Source organism: Ochrobactrum sp. SFR4 (assembly GCF_019730395.1).
In the GTDB taxonomy this organism is placed as follows: Bacteria; Pseudomonadota; Alphaproteobacteria; order Rhizobiales; family Rhizobiaceae; genus Pseudochrobactrum.
This window is the reverse complement of sequence record NZ_JAAPBB010000001.1, coordinates 1-24,793: the sequence shown is the minus strand read 5'-3', so window position 1 is coordinate 24,793 and position 24,793 is coordinate 1. Positions and strand designations below refer to the sequence as shown.

Annotated in this window: 11 protein-coding genes; 10 read left to right on the top strand and 1 reads right to left on the bottom strand. The window is 51.6% G+C overall.

Going from position 1 to position 24,793, the window contains the following annotated elements; genetic code table 11:
• Positions 1-11: 11 nt before the first annotated feature.
• The 4 genes from HBA93_RS00055 to HBA93_RS00040 all read left to right on the top strand — a co-directional run bounded on the left by HBA93_RS00055 (position 12) and on the right by HBA93_RS00040 (position 3,916).
• Entirely contained in the window at positions 12-986 is a 975-nt protein-coding gene (locus HBA93_RS00055) for an ABC transporter permease (protein WP_022711035.1), read from the top strand.
• A complete protein-coding gene (locus HBA93_RS00050) occupies positions 986-1,867 on the top strand; it encodes an ABC transporter permease (RefSeq protein WP_022711036.1) in 882 nt (293 codons plus the stop codon). Before HBA93_RS00055 ends, HBA93_RS00050 begins: the two co-directional genes overlap by 1 nt.
• The gene (locus tag HBA93_RS00045; protein ID WP_221721906.1) at positions 1,864-3,543 is read left to right on the top strand and encodes a dipeptide ABC transporter ATP-binding protein; all 1,680 of its coding nucleotides are present in this window, start codon (positions 1,864-1,866) and stop codon (positions 3,541-3,543) included. The genes HBA93_RS00050 and HBA93_RS00045 overlap by 4 nt, the downstream gene beginning before the upstream one ends.
• A gap of 136 nt (positions 3,544-3,679) precedes the next feature.
• Positions 3,680-3,916 (top strand): hypothetical protein, encoded by a 237-nt coding sequence (locus HBA93_RS00040; RefSeq protein WP_221721905.1) that lies wholly within the window; start codon positions 3,680-3,682, stop codon positions 3,914-3,916.
• Positions 3,917-4,010: 94 nt separating this feature from the next.
• Here the strand turns inward: HBA93_RS00040 and HBA93_RS00035 are convergent, their stop codons facing one another.
• Positions 4,011-5,513 carry an MFS transporter gene (locus HBA93_RS00035; protein ID WP_221721904.1) on the bottom strand — a complete coding sequence of 501 codons (1,503 nt, stop codon included), beginning with the start codon at positions 5,511-5,513 and terminating at the stop codon, positions 4,011-4,013.
• Positions 5,514-5,627: 114 nt separating this feature from the next.
• Here HBA93_RS00035 and HBA93_RS00030 point away from each other — a divergent pair, with 114 nt between their 5' ends.
• From HBA93_RS00030 to HBA93_RS00005, 6 genes are all read left to right on the top strand, one after another.
• Positions 5,628-6,536: a LysR family transcriptional regulator gene (locus HBA93_RS00030; protein ID WP_221721903.1), complete on the top strand. Its 909-nt coding sequence runs from the start codon at positions 5,628-5,630 to the stop codon at positions 6,534-6,536.
• A 174-nt stretch (positions 6,537-6,710) separates the two neighbouring features.
• Positions 6,711-7,817 carry an agmatine deiminase family protein gene (locus HBA93_RS00025; RefSeq protein ID WP_221721902.1) on the top strand — a complete coding sequence of 369 codons (1,107 nt, stop codon included), beginning with the start codon at positions 6,711-6,713 and terminating at the stop codon, positions 7,815-7,817.
• Positions 7,818-7,819: 2 nt separating this feature from the next.
• Positions 7,820-8,278, top strand: a complete 459-nt coding sequence (locus tag HBA93_RS00020; RefSeq protein ID WP_121993993.1) for a hypothetical protein — start codon at positions 7,820-7,822, stop codon at positions 8,276-8,278.
• Between the two features lie 532 nt (positions 8,279-8,810).
• Complete coding sequence (locus HBA93_RS00015) at positions 8,811-19,430, top strand: CLIPPER-2 domain-containing protein (RefSeq protein ID WP_221721901.1); 10,620 nt, start codon at positions 8,811-8,813, stop codon at positions 19,428-19,430.
• Positions 19,427-23,239: a TonB-dependent receptor gene (locus HBA93_RS00010; RefSeq protein WP_221721900.1), complete on the top strand. Its 3,813-nt coding sequence runs from the start codon at positions 19,427-19,429 to the stop codon at positions 23,237-23,239. Before HBA93_RS00015 ends, HBA93_RS00010 begins: the two co-directional genes overlap by 4 nt.
• 577 nt (positions 23,240-23,816) lie before the next feature.
• Positions 23,817-24,793 (top strand): BapA/Bap/LapF family prefix-like domain-containing protein (locus HBA93_RS00005; protein WP_221721899.1); only part of this gene is annotated, 977 nt, incomplete at its 3' end.

Below are 24,793 nucleotides of genomic sequence, written 5' to 3'. Positions count from 1 at the left end.
GAGCATAGCTGATGATTGCATTTATTGTCAGACGCTTATGGCAGGCAGCATTGGTGATGCTTGTCATGTCGCTATTGGTGTTTATGGGGGTCTTTGTCATCGGCAATCCTGTCGATGTGCTGATCTCACCGGATGCGACACAGGAAATCCGTGACAGGGTGATCGCCCAATACGGGCTCGATCTACCGGTATGGCAGCAATATCTGCAATTCATGAGCAATCTGCTTCATGGCGATTTGGGGCGCTCCTTCGTCTATAATATGCCTGTCTCCGAGCTGATTGCATCACGCCTGCCTGCAACTGCCGAGCTGGCGCTGACTGCTGTGTTCATGGCCAGTCTCATCGGTATTCCGCTTGGTATTTATGCCGGTTACAAGCCGGACAGCTGGGCGTCGAAAATTATTATGGCGCTGTCTATTCTCGGCTTTTCCGTTCCGACTTTCTGGATCGGGCTGATGCTGATTATGGTCTTTGCTGTGCAGCTTGGTATTATGCCTGCGGGCGGACGCGGTGCCACAATTTCCGTACTCGGTGTTCCTGTCAGCTTCCTGACACTTGACGGTCTGCATCATCTGGCATTGCCCGCCATTAATCTGTCGCTGTTCAAACTGTCGCTGATGATACGACTGGCTGCGTCCGGTACGCGTGAAATCATGCTGACCGACACGATTAAATTTGCCCGAGCCGCCGGTATTAACGAGCGCACAATTCTGCGCCGTCATGTGCTGCGCCTGATCTCCATTCCGCTTGTGACCGTCTTTGGTCTGGAGCTTGGCTCAACCGTTGCTTTTGCCGTTGTTACCGAGACAATCTATTCATGGCCGGGTCTTGGCAAGCTGATCATTGACAGTATCACCTCACTCGACCGTCCGGTGATGGTGGCCTATCTGATGCTGGTTTCCCTGCTTTTCATCACGATTAATCTGATTGTGGATCTGTCCTATGCCGTGCTCGATCCGCGCATGCGTCAGGGAGGTGGCAAATAATGTCATTGCTCAACAGCAGATCATTACAATTCTGGTCAGAATTCAAACGCCATCCGGTGCCTATGGTTGCCGCTTTTATAGTGCTGCTCATCATTTTGCTGGCCGTCTTCGCACCGCTGATTGCACCGCAGGATCCTTACGATCTTTCCAGCCTTGTGCTGCGGGATGGACGCCGTGCACCCGGTTATATCGGTCAGGGTGGTTACACCCATATTCTGGGAACTGACGGACAGGGGCGCGATCTCTTCTCCGCCATTCTTTACGGCTTGCGCATTTCGCTGGAAATGGGCCTGCTCGCCGGTGCGATTGCCTTTGCCATTGGTGCATTGGTCGGCTCAACGGCAGCCTATGTCGGCGGTCGTTTTGAAGCCTTCATCATGCGCGTTATCGACCTGCAGCTCTCCTTTCCGGCTATTCTGCTGGCCTTTGTGGTGGCAGCACTTCTCGGACAAGGCAAAAGCCAGCTGATTATCGCTCTGGTCTTTTCGCAATACGCCTATTTTGTGCGTACGGCTCATGGTGCAGCCTCTGCTGAACGCCATAAAGACTATGTGGAAGCCGCACTTTCTGTGCCGATGAGCGGCTGGTTCATTGTCACCCGTCATATTTTGCCTAATGCTATGCCGCCACTGATTGTTGTGGCGACAGTACAGGTCGCCTCAGCAATTTCTCTGGAAGCAACGCTGTCATTCCTTGGTGTCGGTCTGCCGCCGACAGAACCGTCTCTCGGTATGCTTATTTCCAACGGTTTCCAATATCTGCTGTCCGGCCGCTACTGGATTTCGATTTATCCGGGCATTGCACTGATCATTCTCATCATGGCGATCAATCTCGTTGGCGATCAGATCCGCGACCAGCTTAATCCGAGGTTGAACAAATGACAGCTCATCTTCTTGAAGTCACTGATCTGCATACGCATTTCGAAACCCGTGCCGCTACGGTCAAATCTGTCGATGGTGTTTCCTTCTATCTCGACCGCGGGGAAATTCTGGGGCTGGTGGGTGAATCCGGTTCCGGTAAATCCATAACCGGTTTTTCCCTGATCGGGCTGATCGACAAGCCGGGACGCATTACGCAAGGCTCCGTTAAACTGGAAGGGCGTGAGCTTGTCGGCCTGAGTGAAAGCGAGTTACGTAAATTACGCGGCCGTGAAATCTCGATGGTCTTTCAGGATCCGATGATGACACTCAATCCGGTGCTGACCGTTCTCGATCAGATGACGCTGGCATTGCGCGCGCATGAAACTATTTCGGACAGCAATGCCCGCACACGATGTGTGGAAGCCTTGCGCCGTGTGCGCATTGTCGATCCGGAACATAAGGTTGATTTCTATCCGCATCAGTTTTCCGGTGGTATGCGCCAGCGCGTGGCAATTGCGATTGCTTTGTTGCACAATCCGAAGGTCGTGATTGCGGATGAGCCGACTACAGCACTTGACGTATCCGTACAGGCGGAAATTCTGACCGAGGTGAAAGCACTGGTTGCCGAGCTTGGCATTTCGATGATCTGGATCAGCCACGATCTGGCAACTGTCGCTTCAATTTCAAAGCGCATTGCCGTGATGAAATCGGGCAAAATTGTCGAGACCGGCCCCGCTTCAGAAGTGTTGAAAGCACCTAGCCATCCTTATACACAAGGTCTGCTCGATGCCCTGCCATCCCGCTCCAAACCGGGGCAAATGCTGGGCAAACCAACGGATGAAGAAGAAGCATCGTTTCAAATCGCGACACCGGTAACGGAAGTCAAACTGGATTTTGTGACCGTCCGCAATGCAGTTAAACGCTTTGAATGGAAAAGTGATTTCTGGGGCAGGCTCGGCCAGAAAATCGGCCTGCTAAAACCACGCAAACCAGTTATCGCCGTCAATCATGTCAACCTGACCATCGCCAGAGGGGAGGCGCTGGGGCTGGTCGGAGAATCCGGATCCGGTAAATCAACGCTCGGCCGCATGGTCTGCGGGATTTATCAGCCAACTGAGGGGGAAATCCGGCTATCCGGCCAGCCTGTCATGTCTGACCACGTACACGGGCGCAAATTGACGACTAAAATCCAGATGATTTTTCAGGATCCGTTTGCATCCCTTGATCCGCGCCGCACCATCGGCCAATCGATTGCCGAAGGGCCGATTGCCCATGGTCTGACCACAAAAAGTGAAGCCCGTGCCTATGTAGCACAGTGGCTGAAAGCAGTGAGCCTTGATCCGGCTTTTGCAGACCGTTATCCGCATCAGTTTTCCGGCGGTCAGCGGCAGCGCATTGCCATTGCCCGTGCTTTGGCGATGAAACCGGAGGTGATTGTCTGCGATGAGCCGGTGGCGTCGCTTGATGTATCCATTCAGGCGCAAATTCTCAATCTGCTCCTGCGGTTGCGCAAAGAACTAAACCTGACATTGCTGTTCATCAGTCATGACCTGTCCGTTGTGCGCCACCTCTGTGACCGCATTGTCGTTATGCATCACGGTAAAATTGTTGAAGAAGGCATGGCTGAGACAATCTTTGAAGCCCCGCAGCAGCCTTATACAAGGATGCTGCTCGATGCCATTCCGAAGCTGGCCTAGACGCGCGATACCTGCCAGTATATTTAACGCGATTATCGGATCGCGTTAAATATTCAGTAAGGGGATGCCATTGAAAAATGCGGTGTTTTTCAGTCTTCTGATATTTTTTATACTCGTCGCCGGTTTTTTCAATTGGTTGCTTAATCCTGCGCCTTCGCAATATCCGTCGATTGGCGGTGGCGGATATGACTTGTCCGGATTTGTCTATACGCTGTGCCTGCTGCTTTTTACTTGTCTGTGGTCTGTCATTCTGCTGATTACCAGCCAATGCGTAAAAAAGCCGGTTACAGCACGCCGGCTTTTTATTTTGGCTATGATCGGCGCTTTGACATTTGTTGTCTCGCTACTGCTTTATTACGATAATCTGACGTAAAAATATGATGCTCTGTCAGGCAGTTGAGCGATGCCCTTCCTTTGTTCTCCGCATTGTAAGATGGGTCTTTCCAGTTCGGATATAAAACAAAATGCTACTCGGCGCGGTTTGTTGCTATGGCAGGTGCTGCGGAACGAATGAGCAGAAAAGCGAGTACAGCAGCTATTAGCGCAAGTATTGCAGCAAAGTGTGACAGGCTGGAGATAGCCGATGTAAGGGCTGTGATTGCTGTATCATGTGCTTCTCCCTGATCGCTGCTGATTGCTGAAACTGCTGTGGAAACATCGCCGGAGGCCACACGTTCGAGAAATAACCTGTCGAATTGTGAAAGGTCACGGATCAGGCTGGCGCTGAAGATCGCACCAAGTCCGGCGATGCCTATACCAAAGCCGAGCTGGCGCATGGTGTTGCTGATACCCGAAGCCATGCCGCTGCGGTCTGATGGAACAGCGCTTATTGCGACATTCGATAATTCGCCGTTAATCAGTCCGGCACCGATGCCGGTTGCGATCATTCCCGCATAGAGTGCAACTGCCCCGTAATGATTAACGAGGCCAAGTAAAAACGCACCCCCGGCGATAATGAGCAGTCCGGCCGATAAAAACAGCCTTGGTGAGATTATCATGGCAAGACGCGCGCTGACTGGACCCATGATAAGCAGCGGTACTGCCATCACAACCAGAGCCAGTCCCGTCTGAGAAGGACTATAGCCAAGGACGCCTTGAATATAGACCGGCAGATAAACGAGCAGAGTGAAAAATGCGGCTGCAATGGCTATTGCAACGACAGAAGCTCCGGTGAATACCGGATTGGCAAACAGCGACAGATCAAACATGGGGCGGGCTTGACGCAACTGTGTCCGCACGAAGAGTGTAAACAATATAGCGGCTATAGTGAGTAAGCCGATGACTGTCAGACTTGTCCAGCCGAGATTGTTGCCCTCAGTCAGCGTATACATCAGCAGCATAAACATGGCAGTGAAGCTTAAAAGTCCGGCCCGGTCGATCGGCCCCGCTTGCGGATCACGCGACTCTCCGGCGCTCCATAAAGTTAGCCAGATCAATGGCAGACAAACCGGCAGGTTGATGAGGAATATCCAGCGCCAGCCCAGATTATCGGTGAGAAGACCACCGACTAATGGCCCGAGAGCAGATCCGGCACCAACGACTACACCCCAGATGGCGAAAGCCTGTACGCGCTCTTTACCGTGAAACACCTGTACCATTAACGCAAGACCGGCACTGAGCATGAATGCGGAACCGACTCCGGATACTGCACGTCCGAGGATCAGCATGGACGGGGCTGACGCGATGCCGCAAACCACAGAAGCACCGGTAAATATCCAGAGGCCACCGATGAAAACACGTTTGCGTCCAAAGCGGTCGGACAGTGCGCCGCCTGTCAGAACCAGGGCAGCGAATGTCAGTACATAGGCGTTCAGAACCCATTGGAGTTCGGTAAAACCGGCTCCTGTTGCGCGCTGGATGTGAGGCAGGGAAACGGTCACAACCGTTGTGGCGAGAGGTTCAAGAAAGCTGGCGACACATACGGCCAGCAACAGCCAGTATCGGCGATGGTCATAGAATAAAGCGGGCATGGAATATCTTTCGTATTCAGATAAAATCCATGAGACGCTATTGCGGATATAAAAACATATTAAGTGCTTATTATTCTCTTCATTGGGGAATAAAAGTGTGCAATTGGATGACGGATGAATCTGGATCGTATGGGTGACATTATTGCTTTCGTTCGCACGGCGGACGCGCGCAGCTTTACGGTAGCGGCTGAACAACTCGGCCTGTCGCGTTCGGCTGTCGGCAAGAGAATTGCGCGGCTGGAAGAGCGGCTTGGTCTGCGTTTGCTGCATCGCACCACCCGCAGTGTCGGTCTTTCCGATGAAGGCGCAGCCTTTTATGACCGGTGCCAGAGAATTCTTGCCGATCTTGATGAGGCTGAGGCGGCCATGGCAACACGCAGAGAGGAACCGCGCGGGCGGTTGCGGATTGATGTCCCGTTTTCATTCGGCCGGTTGCATATTCTGCCGGTCCTGCACCGTTTCATGGCAATGTGGCCTGAGCTGGCAGTCAATGTCAGTTTCAATGACCGGTATATCGACCTGATAGATGAAGGTATTGATCTTGCCATTCGTATTGGCGGGGCTGACGACAGCCGGTTAATGGCTAGAACGCTTGCACCGCACCGGCTTGTCACCTGTGCCACACCGGCCTATCTGGAGGCGCATGGCGTGCCTTCCGCAATCGAAGACCTTGCGGCACATAGTTGTCTCGCCTTTATGCATGCCGGCCGTCCCGCTGACTGGCGGTTCCTGGCTGACGGCAAGATGCGAACGCTGCCGGTGCACGGGCGTTTTTGTGCCGGCAATGCAGAGGCGCTGCGTGACGGGGTTTTGGCCGGTTACGGAATAGGCCAGTTAGCCACATTTCTGGTTGGTGAAGATGTGCGGGCCGGACGGCTCATTCCTGTTCTCAAAGCTTTCACAGCGGAAGGAGAACCGATCCGCGCTGTATATCCGTCACCACGCCATCTCTCGCCAAAGGTGCGGCGATTTATCGATCTGATTGTTGAGAGCTGGTCACCGTTACCGGACTGGGATCATTAAAACAGGCTAATATTGTTGCTAATGATGTGGTTTAAACCGGCCGGAGTGTCAATGAATAACCCTGTACTTTGCATGATCTGTTCAGCATCCGTTGACAGCGCGTACGGGCGGTCTTACTCTATATAAATATATTCTAAAATATAAATTTTCCTCTTTAATTTTCATGGTGATAGGATGATGACACGCCGTCAAACTTTGCTGGGGGCTGCTGCCACTGCGGTTGGTCTGTCGGTGCAGGCGCGCCGCGGGCATGCGGAAGATTTATCCGCGCGTGCTGCCGGTTTTTGGTATCCGGAAGAAACAGAACCGCATGAGCGCACTTTCATGCAATGGCCGGTAAATCCCGCTGTCTATGACGATCCTGATTTTCTGGATGATATTCAGAAAACTATAGCGAAAATCGCTAACACGATCGCAGAGTTTGAACCGGTTGTGATGCTGGCTGCTGCAAAGCACCATCGCGCTGTTCGCAAGCTGGTATCGCAGAAAGTAGAGCTATGGGACATTCCGACTGACGATTTATGGTGTCGCGATTCCGGCCCTTCATTTGTCATCAATGGCAAGGGCGGACTGGCTGTCACACAGTTCAATTTTAATGGTTGGGGGAACAAGCAGACCCACGGCGCAGACGGTAAGATCGCTGCACGGATAGCCGAACGATTGGGTTTGCAGGTTTTTGATGCAGGGCTGGTAGGAGAAGCAGGAGGTGTTGAAACCGATGGCCACGGCACGCTGATTGCTCATGAAAGCAGCTTCGTTAATGCCAATCGCAATCGGGGCAGCAAAGCTGAAATTGAGAAGATGCTGCTGGATACGATGGGTGCGCGCAAGATGATCTGGGCACCCGGAATTATTGGTGCAGATATTACCGATTATCACATTGATGCGCTTGCCCGTTTCGTTAAACCGGGACAACTGCTGATCCAGATGGGCGACGAGATTGACGCTGAAGACCCATGGTCGGTTGCCTCCTTCGAGACGCATGACATTCTGGCCGCAGCGACTGATGCCGAGGGGCGCAAGCTGGATATGGTCATTTTACCGGAACCTTATGATATCCGTTCGAAGAGTCGCGATTTTGTATCTTCTTATGTGAATTATTATGTTTGTAACGGCGCGGTGATTGCTGCTGAGTTCGGGGATCGTGAGGCCGACGAGCGGGCTGCGGCTATACTTGGCAAATTATATCCCGGTCGCGAGATTGTTACACTGAATATCGATCCGGTAGGCGAGGTTGGTGGTGGTATCCATTGTGCAACCCATGAGCAACCCAAGGTCTGAACATGTGGAATTGGCTACGGCGTAATACTGAACCTTTAGCCGCTTTAGGCGGAATTGCCACGGCCTTTGCCGCGCTTTCAGCGTTGATTATTATTCCGTATCAGGTCGGTCAGGCCGATCTGATACAGCGGGATCAGACCGCACGCGAAATATATCGCGAGTTTCTGAACCTGACTGTGCAAAAGCCCGAACTGGCGCGGGCAGATTATTGCTCGCTCAGTAATAAAACAGAGCTCACCGCTTACGGGGCATATGTTGAATATCTGCTTTATACGGCTGAGCAGATGGTCGAGACTTCACCGGACTGGCGTACGCCGATGGCCGGATATTTGAGCGATCACATGGAATATCTTTGCGATCCCGACGGGCTGGGTGCACGTGATGGTGTGGCTGATTTGCTTGCGCAGACGGGACTGGTCTGCAAACCCGAGAATACCTGCCCGCAAAGCACCGGCCCTTAGAAAATAAATATAAGCGGGAGATTTCATGTCCCGACGACATTAGCACATCAAGCCTGAATGCTTTTTGATGAGCAACAGTGCTGTCATTATTCTGGCGCTGTCCCGGTCATTGTTGCAAAAACGGGGGCTGTTTCGGCTTTTGATGCGTGATGCAAGATTGCATTTGTCATCCCTGGGGAGGGGGATAATCATCAGATGAGCCGGTAATAAAGTCGAAGAATAACTCTGCTTTGGGGGCTAACTCATAATCTTTGCTGCTAAGCGATTATTGTTATTAAGTTTACGTTAACTTTTGTGGCCTTGGTGCAACTGTGACGGGTTAAACGTATTGGATAACAACAAACACCGGTTGTCCCCGATTCACGATAAACATATAGCTTCTCCTGATATTGAAATGAAATTTTTGTGTTCGACGGCCTTTTCGTTCCAAAAACACAACCTCAGATAATCAGGAGCGCAGCCGGTGTTGACAACTGAAAGTGTATTAAAGTCTTTCTTTGTACGGTGTGCGTATCTTTTATCAGTTGCAGTTTTGTGTTTTTCTCCGCCTGCCTATGCGCAGGTGCAGCGCAGCTTTATCAATCAGAGCTTTGAAAGCCCGAATTTAGGCAGTACGAATTGTCTGGCATTCTTGCCGGATAGTCAGATTCCGGGCTGGCTGACAACACATCCGAGTGCCGCTACAAGCAGCGGTTGTACGTTGAAGCCGACCAGCAATAACGGTCGCCTTATTGAGATGTGGACGAACGGGTTTCAGAGTGTCAATGCTGCAAGCGGTACACAGTTTGTTGAGTTGAATGCGAATGTATCTTCGCGTCTGTATCAGAATGTCTGTCTCGTAACTGGTGAGCAGTTCAGCTGGCAGTTTTCGCATCGCCGCCGCGCCACATCCGGAACGGAAAGTATTTCGTTTAATATTGCGGCAACGCCGACCGGTACAACGAGCCAGATTTATCGTTCCGATGCAAATGCCAGCTCATGGTTTCCCCGTAGCGGAACATATACCTATAACGGAACTTCCGGTGTTCAGACGCTCGGGTTTGAATCCCTGAATGCCGGCAGTGTCGGAAATTTTCTCGACAATATTCAGATCACGCTCACGCCTTATGTCGAGTTTCAGCCCGGCACCAGTTCCGGAAATGAAAATATTCCGACAGCCAATCTGCCAAGTCTGCGGGTTGCCGGTACGCTGACATCAAACGTTGTTGTTCAGGTCACGCTCAGCGGAACCGCCGTGCTTGGTACGGATTACACAACGCCGACGGGCACAAACAGCTTCAGTGTTACAATTCCCGCAGGCGACTATGACGGTACGCAGCGCATTGAAACCGGCGTTCGTGTTCTTGATGATAATATCATTGAGCCTGATAAAACCATTCAGTTTGCAATGACGGCTAATCCGGGTGCTTATACAATTGCGAGTACGCAGAGTTGCGGCGCGCAGGCTAACGGAAGCGCGACTTATACAATTCTTGATGATGATGCCCGTATCAGACTGAATAAAGCACTGAACGGCAATCGTTTTGCAGCTGCGGATCAGTTCAGTCTTTCAATCGCGGGTGCGACTTCCGCAAGCGCGGTCACGACCGGCTCTGGTTCTTCCGTCAGTGGTCAGGCATTGCTTTCGGATGTGCGCCCGGGCACAGCCTATACACTTTCTGAAGTGGTTACAGGCAGTGGAACGATTAATAATTACAGTCCGGTTCTGTCCTGTACCAATGCCAAAACCGGTTCGCCGACAACTTTACCGTCCGGGGCCGGATCGAGTTTCAGTGTGACACCTGCGCGTGGTGATGACATTTCCTGTATTTTTACAAATACGACGAAAACCGCATCGCTGACGATGGTGAAAACGGCGGGAACGCCGACCGGCAATACAGCCGGCTCAACAATTCCTTATACTTTTACTATCCGGAATACAGGTCAGGTGCCTTTGTCATCGCTCCTGATTACGGATAATAAACTGGATGCTGCTGCAAGCTGCCAGCCGTCAACTGTTGCCCCGAATGCGACGGCCACCTGTACCGGTGTGCATACGATCACACAGGCAGAAGTTGATGCCGGTAAAGTTGATAATAGTGCAACGGCAACGGCTACGCCTCCGGGCGGCGGTACACCGCTTACAACACCGCCAAGCACCACTTCGACACCGCTGGTTGCAAACGGTGCTTTGACCCTTACCAAGACTGCAAAAACCCCGTCAGGTCACACAGCCGGATCGACAATTGATTATGAGTTTGTCATCCGTAACACCGGCAATGTGACGATCAGCAGTATTGCTCTGAGTGATCCTAATATTCCTGCACCGGGTCCGTCCTGTCCGGCAGCATTGCTCGCGCCGAATGCAAGCATGACCTGTACCGGTACGCATACGGTTACACAGGCGGAAGTTGATGCGGGTAAAGTCGATAATACAGCGATTTCCCGTGGTAAAACACCTGCGGATGTTCCTGTTACAAGTAATGAAGCTAAAGTTTCAACGCCGCTGACACGCACACCTTCTATGAAGCTGACAAAAGCAGCCGGTGCTCCGAGCGGAACTGCGGTCGGTTCAACCATTGCCTATTCTTTCCGTGTTGAAAATACAGGCAATGTGACGCTGACCGGTCTGACAATTGCCGATCCGAAACTGGATACGGCTGCACAATGCGCGCAGACAGTTCTGCTGCCGGGTGCTGTAACCACCTGTACCGGCACGCATACGATCACGCAGGATGAGTTTAATGCGGGTCAGTCTGTCAATACGGCAAAGGCGCAGGGCAAAGGACCTGACAGCGGTAATGTTGACAGTAATGATTCAACCGCCACGACACCGATCACCCGTGTCGCAACCCTGACTGTTCAGAAAACAGCAGGCGAGAAAACAGGTGATACAGCCGGTTCAACCATTCCGTACAGCTTTATTGTCCGCAATACCGGTAATGTCACGCTCACAGGTGTTACAGTCAACGATCCGAAGCTTGATGGTCCTGCGGTTTGTGATGTGACGACATTGCTGCCGAATGCCACGGCCACCTGTACCGGCACATACACAATCACGCAGGCTGAGGTGAATGCGGGAACTTCGAATAACAGTGCGACTGCAAGCGGTAATGATCCGGCAGGTACAACCCGTACCAGTCCGCCGAGTACAACCACAACACCTCTGACACGCACACCGGCGATTACTGTCGAAAAGCAGGCCGGTGCGCCGAGCAGTCAGAATGCAGGCGGTACAATTGCCTATACATTCAATGTGCGGAATACGGGGAATGTCACATTAACATCCGTCGGTATTAATGATCCGAAACTGAATGCGCCTGCCCAGTGTCAGGCGACAGTACTGGCGCCGGGTGCGACAACGACCTGTACCGGTACACATACGATTACACAGAGTGAAGTCGATGCGGGTACATCCGATAATACAGCGACAGCCAATGGTCTGCCGCCTGCAGGCTCGCGTGTTATCAGTGAGCCAAGCAGCACACAGACCCCGCTGACACGCAGCTCTGCAATCTCGCTTGTTAAAACAGCAGGCGCGCCGAGCGGTAATACGCCGGATTCAACGATCAGTTATTCTTTCACTGTAAAGAATGAAGGCAATGTGACGCTGACCGGTATTAAGATCAATGATCCTAAAATTCCGGCGCCGGGCCCGTCCTGTGCGGTCACTACACTCACACCGGGTGCAAGCACAACCTGTAGCGGTGTCTATAAAATCACGCAGGGTGATATTGATGCGGGTGAGGTTCAGAATAGTGCCACAGCCACAGGTACATCACCGACAGGCGATCTGACCAGTGATCCGTCCGGTACGCTGACACCGATTACCCAGTCAAAATCTCTGACCGTGGTTAAAACGGCAGGAACACCTTCCGGTAACACCGCTGGATCGACAATCGGGTACACATTCGTTGTCCGGAATACGGGGAATGTGACGTTCAAAACCGTTGCTATCAACGACGCACAGCTCGATGCGCCCGGCGCAGTCTGTCCTGCAGGGGATCTTACTCCCGGCAGTGAGGTGATCTGTACCGGTACGCATACAATTACACAGGCTGAAATTAACAGCGGTCGCGTTCGTAATACGGCAACTGCCACAGGTACACCGGCAACAGGTGATCCTGCGACAAGCGGCCCGAGCAGCACAGTGACACCTATTGCCAGCGTACCGTCGCTGACGATCACAAAGCTGGCCGGCACACCAAGCAGCCAGAATGTAGGCGGTACGATTGCCTATACTTTCAACATCCGGAACACAGGCAATGTGACATTGACCTCGGTTGGCGTTAATGACGCGAAGCTTGATGCCGCAGCAGTATGTGCGGTAACTGTTCTTGCGCCGGGAGAAAGCACCAGCTGTACCGGAACGCATACAATCACGCAGGCTGAGGTGAATGCCGGTCAGGTTGACAATACAGCAACCGCCGCAGGTCTGACGCCGAACAGCACACCTGTTGTCAGTCAACCGGATACAGTAACAGTTCCTGTGCAGCGCACGCCAAACCTGACTGTTCAGAAGACGGTTACAGCAGTAAGCGGAAACAATGTCGGTGACACGATCACTTATGCTTTCCGCGTGGAAAATACAGGTAACGTCACTTTAACTCAGGTTCGTATCAATGATGAACTGGCAGGGGTTGTACTTGCCGGCGGTCCGATTGCGTCTCTTGCGCCAGGCGCGGTTGATACAAACACATTCACTGCGACCTATACGCTGAAACAGGAAGACGTTGAGCGTGGTGAGATTACGAATACGGCCAGAGCAACAGGCACTGGCCCTGACAATACAGATTTTGTGAGCCAGCCCTCCACGACCGAGACATTGATCACCGCTGCACCTCAGCTCTCCCTTGTGAAGACTGCAGGTATACCGAGCGGCAACAGTGCGGGGTCGACGATCAGCTATACATTCCGTGTTACCAATACAGGGAATATCAAAATTGCCGGCCTTGCGGTGACTGATCCGAAAATTAGTGCTGTGACTTGTCCGGTTGCTGCGCTTGCTCCGGGTGAGGTCACACTTTGCACGGGCAGCTATGTTCTCACGCAGGCCGATGTTAATGCGGGACAGGTGGATAACACTGCTGTTGCCACGGCAACGGGAACACGCGGCGGTTCGGTAGACAGTAATGAATCTTCCACCAGCACACCGATTGTTGCGGAGCCGGACATTACACTGGTGAAGAATGCCGGTACACCGACAGGTGAGATTGCGGGCTCGACCGTAGATTTCAGCTTTGTTGTTACTAATACCGGTAATTTGCCTTTGAAGAACATCGCTTTAACGGACCCTCAGATATCTGCGGTGACTTGTCCGAGCGTTGCTTTGGAGCCGCAGGTCTCAATGACCTGTACCGGTACCTATACAATCACACAGGCTGATGTCGCAAAGGGCAGTGTTGTCAATCAGGCGACTGTCCGCGGTGAGACAGATAAAGGTGTTGCGGTTACAGATGAAGATGCCGAAACAGTCCATATCAAACAGAATCCGGCGCTGGAAATTGTCAAAACTGCCGATCCGTTCAGCGGAAGTGCTGTCGGTGATGAGATCACCTATAATTTCAAGGTGACCAATACCGGAAATCTGGATCTTACCAATGTATCTGTGACTGAAACATTGCCTGATGTCGTGCTGAATGGTGCGGTTATCGGTAATCTTGCGGCCAATGGCGGCACGTCCACAATCACCGGTACTTATAAAATCAAGCAGGAAGATATTAATCGCGGCTATGTTCTGAATACTGCTTTCGCATCAGGTACTGACAGCAATAATGGAGCTGTGCGCAGTTCTGACAGCTCCACAGATACGAAGATTGCGCAAAGGCCGGCACTGACACTGGATAAGCGGGTTGTATCCGGTACACCGCAACAAAATCGTCCGGATTCGGAAATTCAATATACATTTACAGTTACGAATTCCGGTAACCTGCCGCTGTCCTCTATTGCGGTTTCTGATGATAAGACTGATGCGCCGGTCAGTTGTCCGGTTACGGCACTTGCTCCGGGTGCCAGCACGATTTGTACCGGCTTCCGTGCCCTGACACAGGCCGATATTAATGCCGGAAAAGTGGAAAATATTGCTACCGTAACCGGCGTGACAGCAAAGGGCAGTACTGTTACCAGCCCGCAGTCCGCAGCGATTGTAACGATTCCGGAAGAAGGTGCTCTTCTGACGGAGAAGAGCGTTGCGACACCAACCGGTAATACAGCCGGTTCTATTGTCCGCTATACTTTTAAAGTCACGAATACCGGTAATATACCGCTGACACTGGTTGAGATTGTTGATCCTAAAGTGCAACCGCTGATCAGCGGCGGTCCTTACACAATGCAGCCGGGTGACGTAAAGTATTTCTCTGCTGATTATACGCTGACGCAGGCTGATATTGAGAGCGGAAGAATTGACAATACTGCCCATTCTACCGGTACGACGCCGTCCGGTAAAAAAGTGGACAGTCCGGACGATTCAGCAACAACGACTGTTGATGCGGCTCCTGCACTTACACTGGTGAAAACCGCCGGCGAACCTTCAGGTTCAAGGGAAGGTGCGCAGATTGTCTATACTTTCCGCGTGACGAACAGCGGTAATGTCAGAATTGCCAATCTGGCGATTGCTGATCCGCAGGTAGCTGGACTGGTCTGTGATGTGCAGGCGCTTGATCCGAAAGCCGTTGCAACCTGTAGTGGTACACATGCGATTACACAGGCTGAAGTGGATGCCGGAAAAGTCCTTAATACGGCAACCGCTACAGCAACACGGCCGGACGGCAGCAATCCTGTCACCAGTAATGCAAGCAGCACAGAAACGCCGCTTGCATCTGTCCCGTCTGTCGAACTGACGAAAACAGGTAGTGCACCGTCAAACAATGCTGAAGGCGGTACAATCAGCTATACATTTACTGTGCGTAATACCGGTAATGTCACGCTGAATGCTATTGCTGTGAGCGATACCAAACTTGCCGCTGCTCCAAGCTGTGCTGTTACAGTGCTGGCACCGGGGGCAGATACGACCTGTACCGGCACTTATACGCTGACACAGGCTGATGTGGATGCCGGTAAGGTTGATAATGAGGCGACAGTCAGTGGTATGCCGCCTGCAGGTACTGCGGTGACTGACACTGATGATGTAACTGTGACAGTGAACAAGACCCCGTCACTGACTGTTGAGAAGACAGCCGGTACCCCAAGCGGTAACACAGCGGGCTCGACCATTACTTATACATTTATTGTGTGGAACACAGGTAATGTGACGCTGACCGATGTTCGTCTGAACGAGCAGCTGGCGGGTGTGGTCCTTTCCGGCAACCCGATTGCCTCACTGGCACCGGGCGCTTTTGATGATACGACATTTACTGCGGTCTATACGCTGACGCAGGCTGATGTGAATCGCGGTTCTGTGATCAATACTGTTACGGCAACCGGCACAGTGCCGGGCGGCGGCACTGTACAGGATGATGATAGTGTTACGTCATCCATCCAGCAGCAGCCGGCAATTTCTCTTGCTAAACAGGTTGTGGGAACACCGGGCAATGCGGCCGGTGAGACAATCGAATACAGCTTTACAGTTAAAAATGAAGGCAATGTCACATTGACCGGCATTGCTGTAAACGATCCGAAGATTCCTGCACCGGGTGTATCCTGCCCCGTTGCGGTGCTTGCCCCGCAGGCTACGATCGTTTGTAGCGGTACCTATACGCTGACACAGGCCGATGCGGATGCAGGTCAGGTTGACAACACTGCAACCGTAACCGGCAATCCGCCGTCAGGTGATCCTGTTAACGGTTCCGGCAGCACGACAATATCTCTGCAGGAAACAGCGTCTCTGACACTGGTGAAGACCGCAGGTACACCAAGCAGTTCGGCAAAAGACGGCACGATTGAATATACGTTCACAGTTACCAATACCGGCACTGTAACACTGGCCAATCTGACAATTGCCGATACCAAGCTGCCGGTTGCACCAAGTTGTGCGGTTATAACACTTGCCCCTAAAGCCGAAACCACCTGTACCGGTACTTACACCCTGACACAGGCTGATGTGGATGCGGGCAAGGTTGACAATGAGGCAACAGCAACAGCCACTTCGCCTAAAGGTACAGAGGCTTCCGATACGGATGATGTTTCTGTTGTTCTCAGCCTGACACCATCGCTGACTGTTGTGAAAACCGCAGGTACACCGAGCGGTAATACAGTTGGCTCGACTGTCGGTTATACATTCCGTATTGAAAATACCGGCAATGTGACACTGACCAATGTTCATCTGAATGAACAGCTGGCAGGTGTGGTGCTTTCAGGCAATCCGGTTGCTTCTCTGGCACCGGGGGCTGTTGATGATACAACATTTACCGCTGTTTATACGCTGACACAGGCGGATATTGACCGTGGCTCTGTGGTGAATACCGTTACAGCGAACGGAACCGCACCGGATAACAGCGCGGTTACGGCGGACAGTCAGGTGACCGTAACAATTAAAGCTGAGGGTAAAATCGGGCTGGAAAAAACAGCCGGTACTCCTTCGGGTAATATTGCCGGTGCAACGATCCCTTATACCTTCAAAGTTACCAATGAGGGTAATGTCACCCTGAGCAATATTACGCTTGCGGATCCGAAATTGCCTGAACCGCCTGTTTGTGAAACAACGATTCTGGCTCCCGGCGCGAGCATGAATTGCACAGGAACTTATACACTGACGCAGGCTGATATTGATGCAGGCAAAGTGGATAATGAAGCGACTGCAGCTGGCACAACACCGGCAGGTGATCCTGTTGAGGGGGCTGATACTGCCACTGTGAATATTGCACAGGACAAAAATCTCGGCCTGCAGAAGAAGGTTACAGCGGGTGATCCGTTTGCTGCGGTCGGTGATACAGTCAGCTATGAATATCTTGTGACCAATAATGGTAATGTGACAATCACCAATGCCATTCAGGTTGCAGATGACAAGATTGCCGCGGTTTCCTGTCCGGCATTGCCGCAGGGTGGACTTGCGCCGAAAGCAACGCTGACCTGTACCGCAACCTATAGTATCGTGCAGGCCGATCTGGATGCCGGTCAGGTAACAAACCGTGCAACAGCAACAGACGGATCCGTTACATCCAATGAAGCGACTGCAACGGCACAGGCAACGGTTACACCGGGGCTTGCGGTTGAAAAGAAAGCCGGAGCGCCTTCAGGTAATACAGTCGGTTCGACAATCGATTACACATTCACAGTTACCAATACCGGTAATGTGACTATTAAGGGTATCCGTATTAATGACAGTCTGCCGGATATTGTCATCACCGGTGGTCCGGTTGATCTTGCTCCGGGTGCCAGTGACACAACTTCGTTCCGCGCGACCTATACGCTGACACAGGCTGATCTTAATGCCGGACAGGTGGTCAATGTCGCAACTGCAACGGGAACATCTGTGAACGGCAATGATCCGCTGACCAGTGATCCGAGTGAAGTTATAACCAAACTCAACCCGCGTGCAGCCCTGACTGTTGTCAAGGAAGCGGGAGATCCTTCCGGAAATACAGTCGGATCGGTTATTGATTATGTCTTTACGATCACCAATACCGGCGATGTGGATCTGAAAGATGTAACGCTGGCAGATGCGCTGCCTGATGTGGTGATTTCCGGCGATCCGATCCCGCTGCTTGCTGTGGGGCAGGTGGATTCCACAACCTTTACCGCACGTTATGTTCTGAAGCAGAGCGATCTTGATGCGGGTCAGGTTGTGAATTCCGCGACGGTGACAGGTGCTCCTGTTAATGGCAATGATCCTGTAACAAGTGATCCGAGTGAGGTCGTCAAGCTCATTGAACGGGCGCCGAAGCTTGAACTGGTTAAATCCGGCGAATTGAAAGATACAGACGGCAACGGCACATTTAATGCCGGAGACCAGATTATTTATCAGTTCACAGTGAGCAATACCGGTAACCAGAGCATCAGTGATGTTGTTCCGGTTGATAACGGTCCGGTCTTCAATAAAAAACCTGCCTCAAACAGGCTGGGTGCCTTTACACCGTCGTCAGCAACTTTGCTGCCGGGAGGAAAACAGGTCTTTACCGCGACTTATGTTTTGAGTGAAACCGATATTGATGCCGGTGCAGGTATCCGCGACGGTGTGGTCAATACCGCAACGGCGACGGGGCGTTATGGTGCAGGCGATGAAGTAAAAGCTGCGGAATCGCAATTTGTTCTGTCGCTGCCTGCCGGTATTCCTTCGGATATTGTCATTGCAAAACGTGCGGGCCTCAAACAGATCCGTCGTGGTGAGAAAGCGCCGTTTACAATCACGGTAACCAATAAGAGTAACCGGACTGTTTCCGGTGTGATGGTCACAGACCGTATGCCGTCGGGTTTCCGTTATGTCGAGGATTCTGCAAGCGTGAACGGAACAGCGGTGACACCGGTCATCAATGGTCTGAATATACGTTTCCCTGATCTGACAATTGCGGCAAATTCCGAAGTCGTGATCCGGCTGCAAATGCTGGCGCTCAGTTCTGCTTCCTCGGGCAAGCACACCAACCGTGCCATTGTAACCGATCCGTCTGGCAATACACTTGCTCCGGATGCGACCGCACAGATCGAGATCATGGTCGATCCGGTTTTCGAATGCGGTGACATTATCGGTAAGGTCTTCGACGACAAGAACGGTAACGGTTATCAGGACGAGGGTGAGCCTGGTCTTCCGGGAGTCCGTGTTGCCACGGTACGCGGTCTTCTCGTGACGACAGATAAGTATGGTCGCTTCCATGTGGCTTGTGCGGCTCTTCCGGATTCACGTATCGGCAGCAACTTCATTATGAAACTGGATCCCCGCACGCTGCCGACAGGCTACCGCGTGACAACAGAGAACCCGCGCGTTGTGCGTTTGACAGCCGGTAAAATGACGAAGATCAATTTCGGTGCTTCGCTCGGCCGTGTTGTACGCCTCAGCCTCAAGGATAATGCATTTGTTTCCAACAGCCTGCAGCTGAAGGAACAGTGGAGCAAAGGGCTGGATCAGCTGATCGGGGTTCTGAAACAAGAGCGTTCAACATTGCGCGTTACCTATACGACAAAAAATCTGAAAGCAGCCCGCCAGCGGATGAATGCGGTACAGGAGGAGATAACCAGACGCTGGAAGGCCGCAGGGGGCGGCTATGAACTCGACATGGAAACACGCGTGGAGGCTGACAAATGAAACAGCAAAAACTAAACTCCATCGCTTGCGGAACTGTCGGTGCAGATCGTCTTATTCGCCTGATGCAACGCGGACTTCTTGCCGGTTGTGCTGTCATGGTTGTTAATCTGAGCGGCGGGGTTGCCTCCGCTCAGGAAGCTGACAAGGACAGTCCGGCTGTGCGGGGCAAGGTTCTGGATACAAGCAGAACTGTCAAAAACATTCCTGTCGCTCCGAATACGGAGCAAAGCGGCGATGAAGGTGACATTCCGTTTTCAATCAGCGTGGACGGTGAGCCGCTTGTAGAGAGCAAGAAACCGGAAACCAAAGCTGCGGATGTTAAACCGGCTTCGGGTGGAAAACAGACTGCGGATGCACAGCGTAAAACGGATATCGGTCTCAGTGCGGTTGATATTCAGGTTAAGTTTGACGGGTTGGAAGCACAGCCGCTACTGAACATATCGACGGTACCGGTGCGCCGTGCTTACAAAGCGGGTGAGCAGGTTCGCTTCCTTGCCACATCCAATTATCCGGCCTTTATTGAACGTTCGGAAATTCGTATTTATGCGCTGCAGGACGGCAAGGATGAAGAACTGGTTACAGCTGTCCCTGTGAATATTAACGGGGAAGCGGGCTGGACTATGCCTGCTATGCGTCCGGCGATAGGCAATGCAGAGCCAAAATATAAATATGTACTGCGCGTTTATGACGGTACAGGACGTTATGACGAGACATTGCCGCGCTCCCTTGCGCGTACGGATCGTGATCTTGAGCCGGAAAAACAGGTCAAGCTTGAGGGCGAAGCCCCTGGCATGGGTGAGGATTATACGGGGCTGCGGAATATTCCGATCCATGGCGGAGCCGTTACGGTTTACGGACGTAATGTGCCGGAAGGCTATAATGTCCGTGTTCTGGATGATACGATCCCTGTTGACAGGGACCGTGCTTTTGTCATGCAGCGTATCCTGCCGCCGGGTGACCATGATGTCGGCGTGGAAGTTCTGAGTAATGCCAAAGGCAGCGCGCTTGACTTCAGCCGTCAGGTTAACATCCCGAAAAATGACTGGTTCTATGTGGCATTGGCCGATCTGACTGTCGGTAAACGTTCCGGCGATCAGAATATCGAAGCCGTTCGTGATGGGGAATATGACAAGGTCTATACCAAAGGCCGGCTGGCTTTTTACCTCAAAGGTAAGATCCAGGGGAAATATTTGCTGACAGCATCGGGTGATACCGGCGAGGATAAGATTGAGAATATGTTCCGCGGCATTGATGCCAAGGATCCGCGGCAGCTGCTGCGTCGTCTTGATCCGAATGATTTCTATCCGGTTTATGGCGATGACTCGACCATGGTTGATGACGCGCCGACCAACGGCAAATTCTATGTGCGTCTGGATCGCGGCGACAGTCATGTGATGTGGGGCAATTACAAAGCGATTATTAAAGGCACGGAATTTATGCGTTCCGAGCGCGCGCTTTACGGTGCCAGTGCTGTTTATCGCTCGGAAGAGACCACTTCTTTCGGTGAGCGAAAGTCGGAAGTCACACTTTATGCGGCGCAGCCTGACAGCCTGCCGCAGCGCGATGAATTTCTCGGAACAGGCGGCTCAGCCTATTTCATGCGTCGTCAGGATATTACCGTTGGTTCGGAAACAGTCACTGTTGAGATCCGCGATCAGATTACCGGACAGGTACTGGAACGCCGGACACTGCGTTATGGTGAGGATTATTCCTTCGATTATATGCAGGGTGTACTGATCCTGAAACGTCCTTTGTCTTCCTCAACCGGTACAACCGGACCGGTGCGCGAAGGTGCATTGGGCGGAAACAGAGTTTATCTGATTTCGCAATATGAATATACACCGCCGATCGGCGAGATCGACGGCTATGTCTATGGTGGTCGTGCACAGCAATGGCTTAATGAGACAGTCCGTGTCGGTGTTACCGGTATGAGCGAAAATACCGGTCTTGCCAATCAGCAGGCCTATGGCGCCGATTTACAGATACGCAAATCGGAGAAAACCTTTATTGAAGGTGAGTTTTCACGTTCTAAAGGGCCGGGCTTTGGTATGTCCCGTTCAACTGACGGCGGTCTGACACTCAGTGATGTGCGCACCACCGGCACCCGTGACCGTGTGGCAATGGCCTGGCGCACCAGAGCACAGGTCGATCTGGAGGATCTGACCAAAAGTGGTATTAAGGGCACTGCCGGTATTTATTATCAGGAGAAGCAGGCCGGTTTCTCAACGCTGGCGGAGCAGGTTGCTGCCGATCAGCGTATCTGGGGTGCGCATGCTGATATTGATGTGACAGACACGGTCAATTTCAAACTGACCTATGATGATTTCACAGAAGATCAGGCCTATAGCGATATCGATAATCGTGCTGTCGGCGGGCGTACAAAGCGTAAAGGGACTGCTGCAGCCAGCAAACAGTTTAACGAATACTGGAAAGCGTCTTTCGGTGTTTCCTACATGGAGCTGCAAAACCCGCTCGCCAGCTCTTATAAGTCCGGTTACAACGGTTCCCGTCTGGATGCGGGTGCCCGGCTGGAATATACGCCGGATGCGGATCAGCTTTATTATATATTCGGACAGGCGACGTTATCGCGTTCAGGTGATATCGACCGCGGTGACCGCGTGGGTGTCGGCTCCAAATATAAGCTGACCGATAAGGTTAATCTGGAAGGTGAAATCTCTTACGGTACGAATGGTATCGGGGGACTTGCCGCAATTGCCTATAACCCGACGGCTGAAGATACATATTATATCGGTTACCGTCTTGATCCGGACCGGGCTTTCGATCTTGACCGGACTTATGATCTGTCGGGCACGGATCACGGGACGATTGTGTTCGGGGCACGCCGCAAACTTAATGAATACTGGTCGACTTATGGTGAGAACAACTACGATCTCTTCGGCCGCCGGCGCTCACTGACAGAAACCTATGGTGTGACTTATACACCGGATAAAATCTGGACATTTGACGGCGGTTTTGAATCCGGCAGAGTTAATGATGATACGATCGATCCGGTGACGGGCCGCGAACGCTCTGACTTTGACCGTACTGCTGTTTCCATGTCGGTTGGTTATAAAGATGAAGACCGGATCAATGCCCGCATTCGCGGTGAAATCCGGTTTGAAGATTCTGAGGACGGCACACGGGATCGTAATACCTATCTGCTTGCTGCAGGTCTTGGCTGGAAGACCAGCGAGGACTGGCGTCTTCTCGCTGCAGTTGACGCGGTTTTGTCAGATTCCACGCATGAAAGCTCATTCCGTGATGGCAATTATGTCGAAACATCGCTGGGTTATGCCTATCGCCCTGTAGACAATGACCGGTTGAATGCGCTGTTCAAATATACCTGGCTTTATGACCAGCCGGGTGAAAATCAGGTCAGTGCCATTACCGGTCAGGATTATGGTCCTGCGCAACGCAGTCATATCCTGTCAGCGGATTTTACTTATGATCTTTTCCCGTGGTTGTCGGTCGGTGCCAAATACGGTTTCCGCTATGGCAAGGTACGCTATCGCCTGATGGAGCAGGATCGTGAGAAATTCGGAGAATGGCAGAACTCATCTGCCCATCTGGGTATCATCCGTAGTGATCTTCATATTGTGAAGAACTGGGATGTGCTGCTTGAGGGGCGTGTTATGCATATGCCTGAGGCCGGAACGACCGACTATGGCGCACTGACCGCAATATACCGGCATGTCGGTGAGAATTTCAAAGTCGGTGTCGGTTATAATTTCGGCAAATTCTCTGATGATCTGCGTGATCTTTCACTTAATGACCGTGGTGTATTCCTCAATGTTGTAGGAAAGTTCTAAGCGGGCATAACAGACGGCGGCAGGGAAACCCTGTCGCCGTGTTTGCACTATGGCGTATCTGTTAAGCGGGCAGAATTGAACCGTTTTTGCCTGAAACTCTAAGCTGTTTTGGACAGGCACGATGAAAGTTATATTGTTGGCGATCAGAATGCGCTGTTCTTAAGGGGGGCAGGCGAAGCGTCTTAAGGATTCGGACGCTGGTGATGTTCGCCGGTATATGCGGTTTTTCTGCTCAGGTGCATTAATCGCGACTTTTTGATGTATTTCATCTGCTGATTTTCGCAGAGGTTCCGAATATAAGCATTAAATAATGAATAATTTTAGAGTAATAATAATTTTATACAAAGAAAGTCGATATTTGCATAGATTATGAACTTATAATCAATTTCATTATAAAATTAGAACTTTGGCTTTGAAAATCGAACAGAAACTGCCAATGAAATTGGGGGACGTATTTTTATTTGATTTTCATGTGGAATTTATATTTTATTAGCGTACTCTAATAATAAACCCGTTTTCATGAGTGCAATTAATGCTGATCGATTTTCTTTGCTTTTAAATAAGCGAGGAGAACGTTATGCTTGTTGTTGTTACACATAAAAATAATGGTCACGTAAGTACTGTTTCTGGAAACAAGATCACGCTATCCGAACCCAGCATTGTGAAGCTGGCGCTCAGCCCTCGTGATGTTTCTGATTTTCAGCGGGCAGGTGAAGATCTTTTGATCCATTTACATAATGGTACAACAATACGTATCGTTAATTTTTATAAGTATTTTATTAACAATCAAGATAATGACCTTGTTCTCGAAGACAGTGACGGAAAGTTGTGGGCTGGCCACCATTCTGATGGTTTGGCAGACTTTAACTTTGCGGAGATTCAATCTGTTGATCAGCTGGTCGAGAAAGATCGGGGTATATTACCGATTTTGTTGGGTTTGGGCGGCCTTGGTGCAATAGGTGCTGCCGTTGCAGGAGGCTCGGGTGGAGGGGGAGATCGGGGGCCTGGAGGGCAGCCTGGTGAGAGTGATCATACACCTCCGGAAGCTCCCGTCGTCAAACTTGAAAATGATACTGGTATTGTTGGTGACGGTATAACGAAAGACGGTAATGTTATTGTCAGCAATCTGGAAGCCGGAGCAACTTGGGAATATAGTATTGATGGCGGTAAAACCTGGCAAAAAGGGACAGGTAATAGTTTTGAATTAGCGCCTGGTGATTATGAGAACGGAGATGTACTCGTTCGCCAAATTGATCAGGCGGGGAATATAAGTTCAAATGGTTCTCTGGGGGAAATTACAGTTGATGTGACAGCACCGGGTGCAGACTTTGTTCTGAGCGATCCGGAAGGCGACAATATCCCGACAGCGACAGGCACAACCGAGCCGAATTCTGATGTGACAGTGACCTGGCCGGATGGTACGCAGACGCAGGTTACAGCAGACGGTTCGGGTGAATGGAGTGCGACAGCACCGGGCGTTCAGCCGGACGGCGATGTCAGTGTTGTTGTGACCGACCCTGCCGGTAACAGCGGCACGGGTAATGAGAGCTGGAC